The organism is Clostridium magnum DSM 2767 (assembly GCF_001623875.1).
GTDB lineage: Bacteria > Bacillota > Clostridia > Clostridiales > Clostridiaceae > Clostridium_AM > Clostridium_AM magnum.
The window spans coordinates 714,886-730,331 of record NZ_LWAE01000001.1; the positions used below are offsets into that span (position 1 = coordinate 714,886).

11 protein-coding genes and 1 other annotated feature are annotated in these 15,446 nt (G+C 29.6%); of the genes, 7 read left to right on the plus strand and 4 right to left on the minus strand.

Annotated elements, in window-relative coordinates; translation table 11 throughout:
* Nucleotides 1-544 precede the first annotated feature (544 nt).
* From bcaP to CLMAG_RS33160, 5 genes are all read left to right on the plus strand, one after another.
* Complete coding sequence (gene bcaP, locus CLMAG_RS03475; protein WP_066617978.1) at nucleotides 545-1,948, plus strand: branched-chain amino acid transporter BcaP; 1,404 nt, start codon at nucleotides 545-547, stop codon at nucleotides 1,946-1,948.
* Between the two features lie 240 nt (nucleotides 1,949-2,188).
* Nucleotides 2,189-2,415 (plus strand) — a binding site (T-box leader).
* Between the two features lie 57 nt (nucleotides 2,416-2,472).
* Nucleotides 2,473-3,492 carry a phenylalanine--tRNA ligase subunit alpha gene (pheS, locus tag CLMAG_RS03480; protein ID WP_066617981.1) on the plus strand — a complete coding sequence of 340 codons (1,020 nt, stop codon included), beginning with the start codon at nucleotides 2,473-2,475 and terminating at the stop codon, nucleotides 3,490-3,492.
* 57 nt (nucleotides 3,493-3,549) lie between these two features.
* Nucleotides 3,550-5,928, plus strand: coding sequence for a phenylalanine--tRNA ligase subunit beta (gene pheT / locus CLMAG_RS03485; RefSeq protein ID WP_066617984.1), 2,379 nt, complete (start codon nucleotides 3,550-3,552; stop codon nucleotides 5,926-5,928).
* Between the two features lie 323 nt (nucleotides 5,929-6,251).
* Nucleotides 6,252-6,833, plus strand: a complete 582-nt coding sequence (locus CLMAG_RS03490) for a cell division protein ZapA (RefSeq protein ID WP_082831778.1) — start codon at nucleotides 6,252-6,254, stop codon at nucleotides 6,831-6,833.
* 154 nt (nucleotides 6,834-6,987) lie between these two features.
* Nucleotides 6,988-7,446: a hypothetical protein gene (locus CLMAG_RS33160; RefSeq protein WP_066617987.1), complete on the plus strand. Its 459-nt coding sequence runs from the start codon at nucleotides 6,988-6,990 to the stop codon at nucleotides 7,444-7,446.
* 61 nt (nucleotides 7,447-7,507) lie between these two features.
* Here CLMAG_RS33160 and CLMAG_RS03500 read toward each other — a convergent pair whose 3' ends face one another.
* The 3 genes from CLMAG_RS03500 to CLMAG_RS03510 all read right to left on the minus strand — a co-directional run bounded on the left by CLMAG_RS03500 (nucleotide 7,508) and on the right by CLMAG_RS03510 (nucleotide 10,073).
* A complete protein-coding gene (locus CLMAG_RS03500; RefSeq protein ID WP_066617989.1) occupies nucleotides 7,508-8,419 on the minus strand; it encodes a glycosyltransferase family 2 protein in 912 nt (303 codons plus the stop codon).
* Between the two features lie 29 nt (nucleotides 8,420-8,448).
* A complete protein-coding gene (locus tag CLMAG_RS03505; protein WP_082831779.1) occupies nucleotides 8,449-9,402 on the minus strand; it encodes a glycosyltransferase family 2 protein in 954 nt (317 codons plus the stop codon).
* A gap of 110 nt (nucleotides 9,403-9,512) precedes the next feature.
* Complete coding sequence (locus CLMAG_RS03510) at nucleotides 9,513-10,073, minus strand: hypothetical protein (RefSeq protein WP_066617992.1); 561 nt, start codon at nucleotides 10,071-10,073, stop codon at nucleotides 9,513-9,515.
* 227 nt (nucleotides 10,074-10,300) lie between these two features.
* On the opposite strand from CLMAG_RS03510, the gene CLMAG_RS03515 reads away from it, so the two are divergent.
* Nucleotides 10,301-11,290, plus strand: a complete 990-nt coding sequence (locus tag CLMAG_RS03515) for a glycosyltransferase family 4 protein (protein ID WP_066617996.1) — start codon at nucleotides 10,301-10,303, stop codon at nucleotides 11,288-11,290.
* A gap of 117 nt (nucleotides 11,291-11,407) precedes the next feature.
* Here CLMAG_RS03515 and CLMAG_RS03520 read toward each other — a convergent pair whose 3' ends face one another.
* Entirely contained in the window at nucleotides 11,408-13,162 is a 1,755-nt protein-coding gene (locus CLMAG_RS03520) for a glycosyltransferase family protein (protein WP_082831780.1), read from the minus strand.
* A 331-nt stretch (nucleotides 13,163-13,493) separates the two neighbouring features.
* Here CLMAG_RS03520 and CLMAG_RS03525 point away from each other — a divergent pair, with 331 nt between their 5' ends.
* Nucleotides 13,494-15,242 carry a glycosyltransferase family protein gene (locus CLMAG_RS03525; protein ID WP_242872921.1) on the plus strand — a complete coding sequence of 583 codons (1,749 nt, stop codon included), beginning with the start codon at nucleotides 13,494-13,496 and terminating at the stop codon, nucleotides 15,240-15,242.
* The last annotated feature ends 204 nt before the right edge of the window (nucleotides 15,243-15,446 follow it).

Genomic DNA, 15,446 nt, shown 5'->3' on the forward strand with positions numbered 1-15,446 from the left:
ATACGCACTCTGTGAAAGCGATTCACACAAAATCATAGATTTTGGTTCTCTGCTTTTCTTCAAAGTGTACGTTGCGAGCGGCTATGTCCCTGGATTCGTTCAACTAAGAATCAGGTGGAGTTTGAAACCCCATCTGATTCTAGTTTACACTTCATCTATTAAAAATAATACAAAAAGGTGATTGCTATAATATTATATCGGCAATCACTTTTTTGTATTATTTTTAATTGTCTGAATGTTCTTTGGATTAGTAATGTAGAAATATGGATAAAATAGCACCGTGAAAAGATGAAAATCGTAATTTTATTAAATTATCAATTAAATGCAGTGCGAGTAAGTAAATTATAATTAATATGCAAAGTTTTTGATGTTTTAGCATTGATTAACATAACAAATGGTGGTATTATAATTTAAAAGATTCAAATTTCAAGTGTTTTCAAATTAGTCATATGAAAGTGAAAATTCTTAAATTTATTTAAATTGCGTTTATAATTTTTTTGTTTATTTTATAAAATTTTTTATTTATTAAGGGGGAAAATGAGTTATGAACAATATTTTTAGGAAAAAGAGAATTGAAGACCTCTTAGATGTATCAACTGGAGAAAAGTCGCTGAAAAAAGTATTAGGAGCCTTTGAATTGACAATGCTTGGAATTGGCGCAATAATAGGTACAGGTATATTTGTCCTCACAGGTATAGCTGCTGCAAATTACTCTGGTCCAGCTCTTGTAATATCATTTATAATTTCTAGTATTGCCTGTGCTTTCGCAGGACTATGTTATGCAGAGTTTGCGGCTATGGTACCAGTTGCGGGAAGTGCCTATACCTATGGTTATGCAGCTTTAGGAGAGTTCTGGGCATGGATAATTGGCTGGGATTTGATTGCAGAGTATGCATTTGCTATCTCAGCAGTAGCTATAGGTTGGTCCGGTTATATAGTTAAGCTTTTATCAGCTGTAGGAATAAATCTTCCTGCTGCCTTTATAAAAGCACCACATGAAGGAGGATTAGTTAATCTTCCAGCAATTCTTATAATTGCAGTAATAAGTGCTCTACTTCTAGTAGGAGTTAAACAAAGTGCTATTGTTAATGATATAATAGTTGCTATTAAAGTAGCAGTAGTTTTATTGTTTATAGCATTAGGAGTAAGCCATGTTAATCCATCAAATTGGACTCCATTTATGCCTTATGGATGGAGTGGTGTTATATCAGGAGCATCTGTAATATTCTTCGCTTATATAGGATTCGATGCAGTTTCAACTGCTGCAGAAGAAGTTAAAAATCCTCAAAAGGATTTACCAATAGGAATTATAGGTTCTTTAGCAGTTTGTACAGTATTATACATTGTTGTTTCAGCAATATTGACAGGAATGGTGCCTTATTTACAGTTTAAAGAAACTGCAGCACCTGTAGCTTATGCCCTTGAACAGGTAGGTATACATTGGGGATCAGCTTTAGTATCAGTAGGTGCAGTTTGTGGTATCACATCAGTTCTTTTAGTTATGATATTTGGACAAACACGTGTACTATTTGCTATGTCAAGAGATGGCCTACTACCTAAAGTATTTGGTGAGGTGCATCCTAAATATAAAACTCCTGCAAAAAGTACAATATTTGTTGGTATAGTCTCTGCTGTATTAGCTGGTTTCACACCAATAGGCGTAGTAGCAGAGTTAACTAATATAGGTACATTAACAGCTTTCGTAATAGTATGTGCAGCAGTTATTGTATTAAGAAAAAAAAGACCAGATATACAAAGAAATTTCAAATGTCCACTAGTACCAGTAGTTCCTGCACTTGGTATAGCATTCTGTCTATTGCTAATTTTTAAACTTCCAGTTGTAACTCAATTAAGATTTCTAGTATGGCTTGTTATAGGGTTTGCAATATATTTTTGGTATGGAAATAAAAATAGTATCATGAACAAGGACAAGGGATCAGTGGCATAAAAATAATATATTTAAAATAGAAATTATCAATATATAGTAAAAATATATTATAATAAATTACACTTCTTTCATGCTATACAAGATTAGATTCTAAAGTATTTAATCTTGTATAGATTTTTTTAGGATTATGACTGAAAAAATACAATTTTACTTAGCTATTAATTTTTATATTACAATGTAATAAATTTTTGTTGACAATTTATGAATGAAAATGTAAAATAAAAAAATGCAAGATAACATATATTAACTGTGATAGAGAAAGTAGATATATAGTTTTTTTTAGAGAGAAAAGGTCTTGGCTGGGAGCCTTTTTAAGAAGTTATATATTGAAGTTCACTCTGGAGTTCTAGTTGTGAAACAGTGAAGTAGCAATTAGCGGGTAAGATCGATAAATCTGCAAAGAGAATATTGTTAATGTTTAGCAGTATTAATTTGGGTGGTAACGCGGATATAAGTTCGTCCCTTAATGAGGGATGGGCTTTTTTTATTTGGTAATGAAGTGAAACTTGAAAGGAGCAGGTCAAATGAAAGAAAAATTAGAAGCTATAAAAGTTAATGGTCTTGAAGAATTAAAAAATGCAGCAACTAGTTCTGAGCTTGAAAGTATAAGAGTTAAATACCTTGGTAAGAAAGGAGAGCTAACTCTTATACTAAGAGGAATGGGGTCATTGTCTCCAGAGGAGAGACCTTTGGCTGGTAAAATGACTAATGAGGTAAGAGAAGCTTTAGAAAATGCGCTAGAAGAAGCTTCTAGAGAAATAAAAAATAAAGAAAAAAATGCTAAGCTTCAAAATGAAGTTATAGATATTTCTATGCCTGGAATAAGACAGAATTTAGGTAAAAGACATCCTTTAGAACAGACTTTAGACGAGATGAAGGAAATATTTATTTCTATGGGCTTTACAATTGAAGAAGGTCCTGAGGTAGAACTTGATTACTATAATTTTGAAGCATTAAATATACCTAAGAATCATCCAGCAAGAGGAGAACAGGATACATTCTACATAAATGATAACATAGTTTTGAGAACACAAACTTCACCACTACAAATAAGAACTATGGAGAATCAAAAGCCACCAATAAAAATGATAGCGCCAGGAAAGGTTTATCGTTCAGATGCAGTAGATGCAACACATTCACCAATATTTTATCAAATGGAAGGCTTAGTAGTAGATAAGGGGATAACATTTGCTGATTTAAAGGGAACCCTTGAGTTATTTGCTAAAAAGATGTTTGGCGATGAACTTAAGACTAAATTTAGACCACATCACTTCCCTTTTACAGAACCTTCTGCAGAAATGGATGCTACTTGCTTTGTTTGTAATGGTGAAGGTTGTAGAGTATGTAAGGGAGAAGGCTGGATGGAGCTTCTAGGATGCGGTATGGTTCATCCACAAGTTTTAAGAAATTGTGGAATTGATCCTGAGGTTTACAGCGGATTTGCTTTTGGTTTTGGTGTAGACAGAATGGTTATGCTTAAGTATGGTATAGATGATATAAGACAGCTATATGAAAGTGATATGAGATTCCTAAAGCAGTTCTAAAAAACGATAATGTAATTAAAAGTAACGGTACTTAAAAGAAAAAAGGAGGATACATAGATGAAAGTTCCAGTTATATGGTTAAAAGATTATGTTGATATAGATATTTCACCAAAGGATTTAGGAGACAGATTAACTTTAAGTGGTTCTAAGGTTGAAGAGGTTGCAGTTACAGGTGATGAAATACAGAATGTTGTTACAGGAAAAATAATTAAAATAGAAAGACATCCAGATGCTGATAAGTTATCTATATGTCAGGTAGATATTGGGGAAGCTGATCCTATACAAATTGTTACAGCAGCAACAAATATGAAAGAGCAAGATGTAGTACCTACAGCTCTTCATGGCTCAACTCTTCACGGAGGTCTAAAAATTAAAAAAGGTAAGTTAAGGGGAGTTGTTTCAAATGGTATGTTCTGCTCAGAAGAGGAGCTTGGGATAGCTGGAGATGAGCCAGTACACGGACTTATGATACTTCCTCAGGACACACCTGTTGGAAAGGACATAAAAGAAGTTCTAGATATGACAAGTGCTGTAATAGACTTAGAAATAACTTCTAATAGACCGGATTGTTTAAGTATAGTTGGTATGGCTAGAGAAACAGCTGCTACTTTAAATAAAACTTATAAAATGCCTGTATTAGATTATAAATCCGTATGTACAGATAAAATAGAAGATGAACTAAAAGTAGAAGTAAGAGATGAATTATGCAGAAGATATATGGCTAGAGGGGTAAAGAACATTAAAATAGAACCATCACCAGGTTGGATGCAAGACAGATTATTAGAAGCTGGAGTTAGACCAATAAATAATATAGTAGATATAACAAATTTTGTTATGCTAGAGATTGGTCAACCAATGCATGCTTTTGATACTAGAGAGATAACATCAAAAACTATAGTAGTAGAAAGAGCAAAGAATGGAGAACAATTTACTACATTAGATGGGCAAGAAAGAACTCTTAACTCTGATGTTCTTAATATAAAGAATGGAGAAGAAACTATAGGGCTTGCTGGAATAATGGGAGGACTAAATTCAGAAGTAAAAGATGATACTACAGCTATAATATTTGAATCTGCTAACTTCAACGGAACAAATATTAGAGTATCTTCACAAAAATTAGGACTTAGAACTGAGGCTTCTTCAAGATTTGAAAAAGATCTAGATCCTAACTTAACACAAATTGCTTTAAATAGAGCTTGTCATCTAGTTGAAGAATTAGGTGCAGGAGAAGTAATGGAAGGGACTATTGATATATACCCTGAAAAACTTCAGACACATACTTTAGAAGTAGATTATAACTGGGTAAATAAATTCCTTGGAACAGAAATACCAAAGGAAGATATGATAGATTATTTAAATAGATTAGAACTAGTAACAGAAACAAAGGGAGATACCCTAGCTATCACTGTACCTACTTTTAGAAGCGATGTAAATATCAAAGAAGATGTTGCTGAAGAGATAGCAAGAATATATGGATACAATAACATACCTACAACAGTTATTAGAAGCGTTAATACTAGAGGTGGAAAAAATAGAAAACAGCAATTAGATGATAAAGTAATAGAAGCACTTATAGGAAGCGGACTTAATCAGTCAATAAGCTATTCTTTTGTAAGTCGTAAAGTTTTCGATAAAATACTTCTAGATAAAGACAGTAGCTTAAGAAATGCTATAGCTATAAGAAATCCACTAGGAGAAGATTATAGCATAATGAGAACAACAACTATTCCATCTATAATGGAATCTCTATCTAGAAACTATTCTAGAAATAATGAGGCCGCAAGATTATTTGAAATTGGTAAGGTATATATACCAAATGAAGATCCAAATAAGCTTCCAGAAGAAAGAAATCTAGTAACAGTAGGTTTATATGGAAATGTAGACTACTTGCACATAAAGGGAGTAGTTGAAAATATATTAGATGCATTAGGTATCGAAAAATTCTCCTTTAAGAGAGAAAGTGAAAATCCTAGCTTCCATCCAGGAAAAACTGCAACTTTATATATAAAGAAGGATCTAGTAGGTATTTTAGGAGAAGTACATCCTGATGTAGCAGATAACTATGGTGTAGATGAAAGATGCTATATTGCTGAATTAAATTTAGATGTATTGTATAGTTATGCAAAGCTAGATAAAAAATATAAAGCTCTTCCTAAATTCCCTGCAGTTACAAGAGATATGGCAATTTTAATTGACGATGCTGTACTTGTTCAGGATATAGAAGATATAATGTGGAAACAAGGTGGCAATATAGTTGAAAGTATAAAACTTTTCGACGTATATAAAGGTGAACAGGTTCCAGTAGGAAAGAAGAGTATAGCATATTCTATGATATACAGATTAGAAAACAAAACTTTAACAGATGAAGAAGTAAGTAAAGTACATGATAAAATAGTAAGAACTTTAGAAAATAGACTTGGAGCACAGTTAAGATAAGCAGACATCCCCAATAATAGAAGCAGTAGTGTGTAAGAAAATTACTCTACTGCTTTTATTATTGTCTATAAGTTAAGGCATCTTCAAAAAATAACTAGTCAATCTGCTAGTCTATTTTGCGTCATACTGCGTTGGCAGAATCCTTAGATAGGGTCGGTTATCTGCGGAACCTGTCTCCTTGTCTGACACAAAATATCCGTCGCATCTTTGACTTGTTATTTTATTTCAGATGCGTAATAAAATTGTTTAATATGTATAAATTTTATGTTAAAATAACTATATATAAGCTGGAACAAAGAGTAATTATCTAAGAGGGTGTTCGCATGAATATAGTAACGGTTAAGATAAACGGCGTTGAATACAATTTAAAAGGTGAAGAACAGGAAGAGTATTTACATAAGGTAGCTGGCTATGTTGATAAAAAAGTAAAAAATATATTAGAGAATAACACCAAATTAAGTACATCATCAGCAGCTATTCTTTCTGCAGTAAATATAGTAGATGATATGTTTAAGAAGCAGAGAGAATATGAGAATTTTTTAGAAAAGGTTGAACAGATACAAAGAAAGCAAAAGTCTTATGAGGAAGAAGTAGCATCTTTAAAAGGTCAACTTAAGCACATGCAGGAGTATAACTCAGAGCTTCAAGTAAAATTAAAAAATAACACTAACTCTGAGTATTTGCAACAAAAAGAAGATGAACTAAGAAGATTGAAGGAAGAAATGGAAATAATCCAGAAAACAGCTCAAGAATACATGAAAGAGAATGTAGAACTTAAGGCGCAAAATAAGGAAATTAAGTTTCAACTTCAATCTGCCAAGTATAAGGTTATCGATTTACAGCACAAACTATTAGAGAATCAAATAAGCTTAGCAGTAGAAAAAAAAAGAATAATCCATTATTAAATGATGTTACAAAATAGAAGCCAAACTAATTGTCTCTCAATTAGTTTGGCTTTTATTTTGCTGTAAGAACAATTACATGAAAGTTTCATATAATAGTTTCATATAATGATAGTAGTAAATTAAGTTGGAATTAATTTTTAGAGGGGATAGGAGAATGAAAAAGAACATATCTGATTGTAATAATTTTGATAAACATAAAGAAGTTGTTGTAGAATTTGAACCTTGTGAAATTGTAAAACAGCTTGATATAGAAATAAGTATGGGAGATTGCGCTTGTCAGCTGCCTATTTCTCCTTGTCCTTTATGGTATAAAGATCATCACTACCGCAAACACTGGCATAAACATCAATATAAGTACTGTATTGAAAAATGTGATGTAAACTCTTGTAACTATAAATCTTTATTAATGATGTTAGAACATTATAATAAGCGACATCGTAAGCATAAACATAAAGATAAAGATAAAGATAAAGATAAGCATAAACATAAAGATAAGCATAAACATAAAGATAAAGATAAAGATAAGCATAAACATAAAGATAAAGATAAGCATAAGCATAAACATAAACATAAGAACAAGCATCATAGGAGCTCTAAGGAAAAACATGATTAAAATTTCTTTAATAATATCTGTGTATAAAAATGGACTAATAAAATAGGCGGTTAACAAGTTACTAGCCTATTTTATTAGTTTTTATGTTATTAAAAGATATGTTAAACTTTTCGAAAAAGTAATCTTCATTAAATTTTCTCTTATTAAAATACTCTTTTCTTTGCTTTATTAAGCCCTCATTAAGCATTATTTTTGCAGCAGCAGAAGAAAAAGCATAATTATTACGAGCTATATTTAATGCTTTTGCTAGGTTTTTGTTACTAAAGTGGGAATAGGCCATACATAGAAAGTTATATATAACATTTTCATAGGTTACTTGATAGGGATGCCTTGATCTAAAGAGATGTTTTACTTCTACAGATGTATCTAAAATAATTTTATATCCGAATAACCATGATTTAAAACATAGTTCTTCGTCTTCTTTTCCCCATACCTGAAAATATTTATCAAATCCTCCAATTGCGTCAAAGACCTCTTTTTTTATTCCGAAGGCACATCCGCAAGCTATAGGTATTTCAGAACCATTGTTTTTAGGTTCATTTAGTAACCATGTAACTTCAAGATTTTTATTCCAAGTTTGGCCATAACCTTTAGAATTTTCTTTTATCATGTCTTTAATTACAGGAGCTATGATATGAGCATTATTTTGTTCTAGAGTTTTTATAAGAGTATCCAGCCAGTAATCTGGAACAGAAACATGAGCATCACAAAAAAATAGGTACTTCCCTAATGCTGCGGTTGCCCCCAAGTTTCGTGAACCCGCTGCTCCTAAACTGAGTGCAGAAATAAGTTTTATATTTTTATAAATTTCTTTATTTTTATTTATAAAATCACAACTTCCATCTGTACAACTATCATCAACTATAATAATTTCATAGGAAAGGTTATTTTCTGAGTTCATTATAGAGTCTACAGTTTTTTTTAAGTTATTAACTTCATTTTTGCAAGGAATTACTATTGAAACATCAAACATATATAATTCACTTCCATTCTATATATTCATTAAAAGTGGATGTTGAATTTCTTAAAGAAATAGTTCTCATCGAATTTTCTTTTTATAAAATATTTTTTTCTTTGTTTTAGTAAATCTTCATTTAGCATTAAATTTGTAAAAGCTATATTGAAGTTAGGTTTAGATTTAAAAAGCTCCAGTATTTTCACTAAATTATTATAATCAAAGTGTAGATATGCAAGACATAAATAATTGTATATAAGATCAGAATAAGTTATTTTATATGAGTCATATATTTTAAAAAGATGATTTACTTCTATTGATGTATCTATTAAAATCTTATACCCGAATAACCATAGTTTTAAGGAGAACTCTTGATCTTCAACCCCATAAAGTTTTAGGTGATTGTCAAAGCCGCCAATTGTTTCAAATATATCTTTTTTTATTCCTAGAATACATCCAGGAGCTAAAGGAATTTCAGCATAAGAACTGTCTGGTTTGCCGAGCCATATAAATTCAAGATTGGTATTCCATGTTCCACCATAACCTCTATCTTCAGTTTCCATATTTTTTATTGCCGGAATTACGGCATCACCGTTGCTTTCCTTTAATGTCCTTACCATACTATCTAGCCAGTAATCAGGAACTGATATATGTGCATCGCAGAAAAATAAATATTTTCCTTTTGATGATTTGGTGCCTAAATTTCTTGCAGCGGCTACACCTATGTTTTTAGAAAAAATAAGCTTTATATTTTTATAATTATCATTTGTATATACAAAACTACAGCTGTTGTCAGTTGAACCATCATCAACTATAATTATTTCAAAGGAAAGTACATTTTTTGAATTTAATATAGAATCTATAGTCTTTTTTAGAGTGTTAATCTCATTTCTACAGGAAATTATAATTGAGATATCTAATGATTGATCTATAGTGTTTAAATCATTATTAGAACTGTTATTTTTACTTTTTTTATTTGAAGAAAAGAATCGAGAAAGCATAAATAACCAATCCTCCAGTAATAAAAAATTATATATTGATAAAATTTAGCTTAGTGTGGATAGATATAAGGTCTGGAATTCTAAATTCCAGACCTATTATTAAATAAATACTAAGGACAGCATTTTTTAGGTAGATCATTTGGACAAATATTTGAGCATTGTTCAATATTAAAATCAGTATAGTGGGCTATAACTTTTGATTTTAATTTAAGATGACAACATAAAGAGCCAGGTAGTACAAAGCAGAATTTACATACAACAACATGCTCGCAATTTTCACCTGGGTGACTGGAAGGTAGTGGAGGAGTAGTTATTTCCTTAACTTCAAAGCCCCTAACCTTAGATCCTTCAAAGAGTAGTACTCCCACGGCAATCTTTTTATTAGGACAAACACACTTAAGAATAACTCGAACGGTTACTAATCTTCCTTGGCAGGTAAGTTCTGTTTTTATGTCTTTAGTATCGGAAATTTCACAGGGCTCTAATCTTATTGGAATTGGAGATGTACCACAACAGTCAGCATCAACTGAAGTGCAAGGAGGACGATCCTCTTTATCATGAGTGCAAGGATCACAATCCTCATCATAAGTTAAATCATCTGGTAGCTCATCAAGGGCAAACTCTTCATATAATGGAGAATTAGATTTTATTATTTTATTTTTTTCTTGCAAAATATTCACCTTCTTATAAAAATTAGATTAAATTTATTTAATAATCCTATTACATAGTATGGTATATAGACTATGAATGTTCATGTAAGATACTAAAAGATTAAATGATACAATACTTTATCATGTATGTGCATATAAGAATCAAAAATAAAACGTAATAATTAGTATTTTCAGTGCATAGTAATAATTTTAAGAAATACTATTAAGAACATAGTAGGAGGATTTCTATGAAAATATTGCTATGCATAAGAAATGATTACTATAGAAGTTTTGCAGGCGATTCTATGCAGGTTATAAAAACAGCAGAATATTTAGGGAGAAAAGGTTTACAGGTAGAGATAAATAATGGTGGAATTATAGATTATTCTAGCTATGATATAGTACATTTGTTTAATTTAACTAGAATAGGTGATGCTTATAAGTATTATAAAATAGCTAAATCATATAAAAAAGTTATAGTAATGACATCTTCTTATTGGAATCTAAAGAGATACTATGAGTATATACAAGATTATGAGGGTGTAAAACTATGGGATAAGTGTAAACCTTATAGAATGGAAATACTAAAAGGTTGTAAAATGATATATGTTAACAGTGAAATGGAAGCTAAATTATTAAAAAGCGACTTTGGAGAAGGAATAAACTATAAAATTATATATAATGGAGTAGAAACAGAAAGAGAGGATATTCCGTTGTATAATTTAAAAGAAAGATTTAACTTAAATAACTATATATTATGTGTAGGGAAAATATGCAATATGAAGAATCAATTAACTCTTGCAAAAATCTGTAATGAATTAGGTAGACAGTTGGTGCTTATAGGTAGTGTTGATGATAAAAGCTATTTTAACGAATGTATACAATTTAAGAATGTTATGTATTTAGGCTTCATGGACAGTTATAATATATATAATGCTTATCGATTTGCTAAAGTTCATGTACTTCCAAGTTTTGTTGAGAATCCAGGGTTATCTAACCTAGAAGCAGCTGCTGCTGGTTGTAATATAGTTTCTACCTCAGAAGGAACTTCGAAAGAGTATTTTAAGGAAATGGCACTTTATTGTAACCCTTATAACGAAGAAGATATTGCCTTAGCAGTTGAAAAAGGATTTAAGCAGCGTAAAAATTCTTATCTAAAAAATCATATTTTACAAAACTATAATTGGGAAAAATGCATTAATGCTTTGTATGAATACTATAAGAAGATATTATTATAGGAAATGTTTTTTTATATAAACTAAGAAGTGAAAAATATTTATCTGATTATTGATAAGTTGGTCAATTGATAAAAAGTGGTATGATTGGAATACCACTTTTTAACTATTATTCTCATATTATACAGTTATAGTGCTAATATAATCCTCTGTATAACCAATTATTTTAATCTTTCCTGAAGATACTCCATCTTCTATTTTATATGTGGGTTGTTTAGAGGAAGCATGTCTTATACAAACATAATTGAATCGATCTGTAGCATATATTGAAAAACCCTTATCTACGCAATTTTTTAAAAATTCCATATCATATCTATATGATTTTTCAGAGAATATTAGTTTTTCAAAAACACTTTTTTTTATAACCATAGTAGAAAATTTTACATATTTCACATATTTATCTTCGATATTAGGTAGTATAATTACAAGTAACTGGTAGTTTTCGGAGTAAGCATAATAACTACATTTGCCTACTATATCTGCGTTACTATATTTAAATGCATTTACAGCATCCACTAAATAATTTTCTCCATAGTAGTTATCATCAAAAAATGCTACATATTCCAAGTTACTATGCTCAATAGCATAGTTTAAACATTGAACTAAAGATTTTTTTTCGCCTATTTGAATTATTTTTATATTTTTATAGTCTCTATATTTATTGTGCCATGGGTTTATATTTATACCATTATTATTAACTATAATGATTAATTCTTTATTTTTATGGAGTTGTCTTTCATAATTTTTAAATATAATTTCCATGTTATCTTCTTTATCTATACATGTTATGATAGATACCCCAGGAGTATTAGGTTTTTTATAATTTATGCCTACCTTGTCTAAAATAGTTTCAAGTCTTAATGTATAGGTATGATGATTAAAAATTTCTCTTTCACCAAGTAAGGATAATCGATCTCTAAATTCCTTATCTTTTATTAAGAGTTCAAGGTACTTTATGGTATCTTCTTTTGTTCTAGGTAATTTAACGATTTTAGGAAACGTTTTTTCTATGCCTGGAGAATAGCTACTGATTACATTTATACCGCATGCTAATAATTCAAAAACTCTTCTTGAAAACATAGTTGAGCTATCATCTACTGAATTTACATTTAAAAATATATTATATTTTTTGTAGAGGTCAGCAATTTTTTCATATGGAACATACCCCTTAATAAAAGTATGATATATTTCTGGGAATCTAAAATAATTGTCAAGATAGACATTGTTATAATTGTAATTTCTGTCATAAATATGCAAATTATATTTTAAAGCTGGTTCTAATATATACTTCATATTTTTTTTTCTATGAAAATGTCCAATATTATACCAAGCACCAGCAAAAGCAACATTACCTATTTTTTTTTGTTCTTTATTTATTGGATTATGAGTTTTTATTTGTGCTGCAAATGGTAATGTATACACCCGATCATGCTGTAAAAAAACTTTATATTTCTCAATGCAGTTTTCATCTGTAGTAAAAATATAATCAAATAGTTTAGCAGCCTCGATGAATTCATCAAAATGATAAGGATCTTCTTTATTCCAAAAAACAGTAGGTATCTGAAGTCTTTTGCATAATTCTGTTACATTTTGTAGTGTAGTACCTTCTTTGCTATCTATGCTTGAAATTTTACCATACCAATCTCCATTAACTCCCATCCACGCAGATTCTATTAATAACAAATTGGGTCTTTCGTCTTGCAAAACCTGTATCCAGTTTTTTATATCTAATTGAATTAAGTCACATTCGTATTTTAAGTTTTGGTAACTAAAATCATCAAGAATACACGCTATTTTTAAATAAGGTTTTTCTATTATGATATTTTCATTTGAGGATCTTATAAGTTTATATTTATTATAAGGATAAAAGTTCATATAGTATCACCTGTTAAAACATACTTTTATTTAAGTTTGAAAAAATAAATTATATATTTATATAGCAAATATATGTTCTTGAGTCATAAGCATGTTTTTCAGTTATAGACTTATTTTATTATATATGTAAAAATTCCAAATGGTGAAAGTATTTTATATTGAACAGTAAAAAGTACTGTATAACAGTTGAAATAGAGTAAAAAAATGTTATTACTGATTGTTATCACAGATATAACATAACAAACATAAAATGAAATAAAAAAGTGAATTGAAGGAACAGTAAAAAAATAAATGTATCTAGTAGAGAGTGAGGTTACGAGGTGAGAAGAAAGTGGTTGAAGATAATTATGATAAAAAAGAGTTGCCAGTTTTACTAAGTCAAGAGACTAATAAAAAAAAATCACGTATAAAAGTAGCGTGTATTTTGGATGTTTTTAGTTATGAGTGCTTAAAATATGAGTGCAATTTAATTCAATTATATTCAGATAGTTGGAAAAATATATTGCTACAAGAAAAACCGGACTTATTATTAGTAGAATCAGCTTGGAAAGGAATTGATGAAAGCTGGAGAAAAAAGGTTGGTTATCTTGCTAAATCTCAAGATAGGACACTAGAAAAACTAGTTAAGTTTTGTAAGTATTTAAAAATTCCTACAGTATTTTGGAATAAGGAAGACCCATATCACTTTGAGCTTTTTTTACCTGCAGCAAAATTATTTGAATATATATTTACTACTGATGTTAACTGTATAAGCAGGTATAAAGAACTTCTAGGGCATAAAAATGTATATGTATTACCATTTGGAGCACAGCCTAAAATCCATAATCCTGTAGGCAAAGATAAGGAAAAGCTTGGATATGTCGCATTTGCTGGAACATGGTATAATAATGGACATTTAAATAGAAAAAGAAATATGGAAAATGTATTAAAGCCAGCTTTAATATATGGATTACAAATTTACGATAGAAATTATAATTATACTGTAAGTGAAAGCTACAGATTTCCAGATATCTTTCGATCTTGTAATAGAGGATGTATTCCATATGAAGAGATGTATCAAACTTATAAGAAATATAATGTATTTTTAAATGTAAATTCTATGGATGATAGTCCTACAATGTTTTCAAGAAGAGTTTTTGAATTATTAGCCTGTGGTACAAATGTAATTAGCAGCTATTCTTTGGGAATAAAGAATATGTTCTCTAAAATTGTTAAATTGTCTATGAGTGAAGAAGAGACTTTAAAACATTTAGAATCTTTATTAAGGAATAAAGAGCTAAGAGATAGATTATCATTACAGGGACAAAGGGAAGTTTTTAATAAACATACCTATACTCATCGTTTTGAAAGTATGTTAGATAAAGTTGGAATTTTGTATAAAAAGCAATCTAGCCCAAGTGTATCTATTATAACATGTACAAATCGTTGTGATAGTGTTAATAATGTATTTTTAAATTATGAAAGACAGAAATATGAAAATAAAGAGCTTATTATTATATTAAATAATAATAGCATGAATTTGGATACTTGGGAAAAGAAAGCTAGCATGCATAAAGATGTAAAGATATTTCGACTAGATGAGGAAAAATCTTTAGGGGAATGTTTAAATTATGCAATCAGTAAATCTAGTTTTGACTATGTAGCTAGATTTGATGACGATAACTATTATGCATCGGAATTTATAGGGGATATGATGAATGCTTTCAAATATACTGATGCAGATATTGTAGGTAAACACACATATTATGCATATTTAGAAAAAAGTAAAACCTTAGTTATTAGATTTCCAGATTTAGAAAATCAATATGTAAAATTTTTATGTGGTTCAACTACGATTATAAGAAAAGCAGTATTAGATCAGGTGGAATTTACTGGTAAATCAGAAGGATGTGATACAGATTTTTTAAAAAGATGTATACAGAAAAATATTAAATTATATTCAACAGATAGGTTTAATTATGTTTATATTAGACACTCATCTAGTAATGATCATACCTGGAAAATAAAAGATGAAGAATTCTTGAACAAATGTAAGATAATTGAATGTGTAGATGATTATAGGCAAATTACAACTGTATAGATTATCTCTTGATTTTTTTAAATCCTGCAAATTTTTAAAGTGCAGGATTTTACTCTGTAAAAGCTAAAATATATTTTAATCACAAAGTAGACAAGACTTACATATAATCTAAGTAGAACATTAATTTATCATATATATGTTTATTATATTCCTGATATGGACTGTATGTTTGAAAATGAACCACTTATGAAAATTACAACAGAT

Excerpts from the sequence above, each read along its gene's own strand:
- CLMAG_RS03515 (WP_066617996.1), top strand. The coding sequence starts at position 10,301 with ATGAAAATATTGCTATGCATAAGAAATGATTACTATAGAAGTTTTGCA.
- pheS (WP_066617981.1), top strand. The coding sequence starts at position 2,473 with ATGAAAGAAAAATTAGAAGCTATAAAAGTTAATGGTCTTGAAGAATTA.
- CLMAG_RS03520 (WP_082831780.1), bottom strand. The coding sequence starts at position 13,162 with ATGAACTTTTATCCTTATAATAAATATAAACTTATAAGATCCTCAAAT.
- pheT (WP_066617984.1), top strand. The coding sequence starts at position 3,550 with ATGAAAGTTCCAGTTATATGGTTAAAAGATTATGTTGATATAGATATT.
- CLMAG_RS03505 (WP_082831779.1), bottom strand. The coding sequence starts at position 9,402 with ATGCTTTCTCGATTCTTTTCTTCAAATAAAAAAAGTAAAAATAACAGT.
- CLMAG_RS03500 (WP_066617989.1), bottom strand. The coding sequence starts at position 8,419 with ATGTTTGATGTTTCAATAGTAATTCCTTGCAAAAATGAAGTTAATAAC.
- bcaP (WP_066617978.1), top strand. The coding sequence starts at position 545 with ATGAACAATATTTTTAGGAAAAAGAGAATTGAAGACCTCTTAGATGTA.
- CLMAG_RS03490 (WP_082831778.1), top strand. The coding sequence starts at position 6,252 with ATGAATATAGTAACGGTTAAGATAAACGGCGTTGAATACAATTTAAAA.
- CLMAG_RS33160 (WP_066617987.1), top strand. The coding sequence starts at position 6,988 with ATGAAAAAGAACATATCTGATTGTAATAATTTTGATAAACATAAAGAA.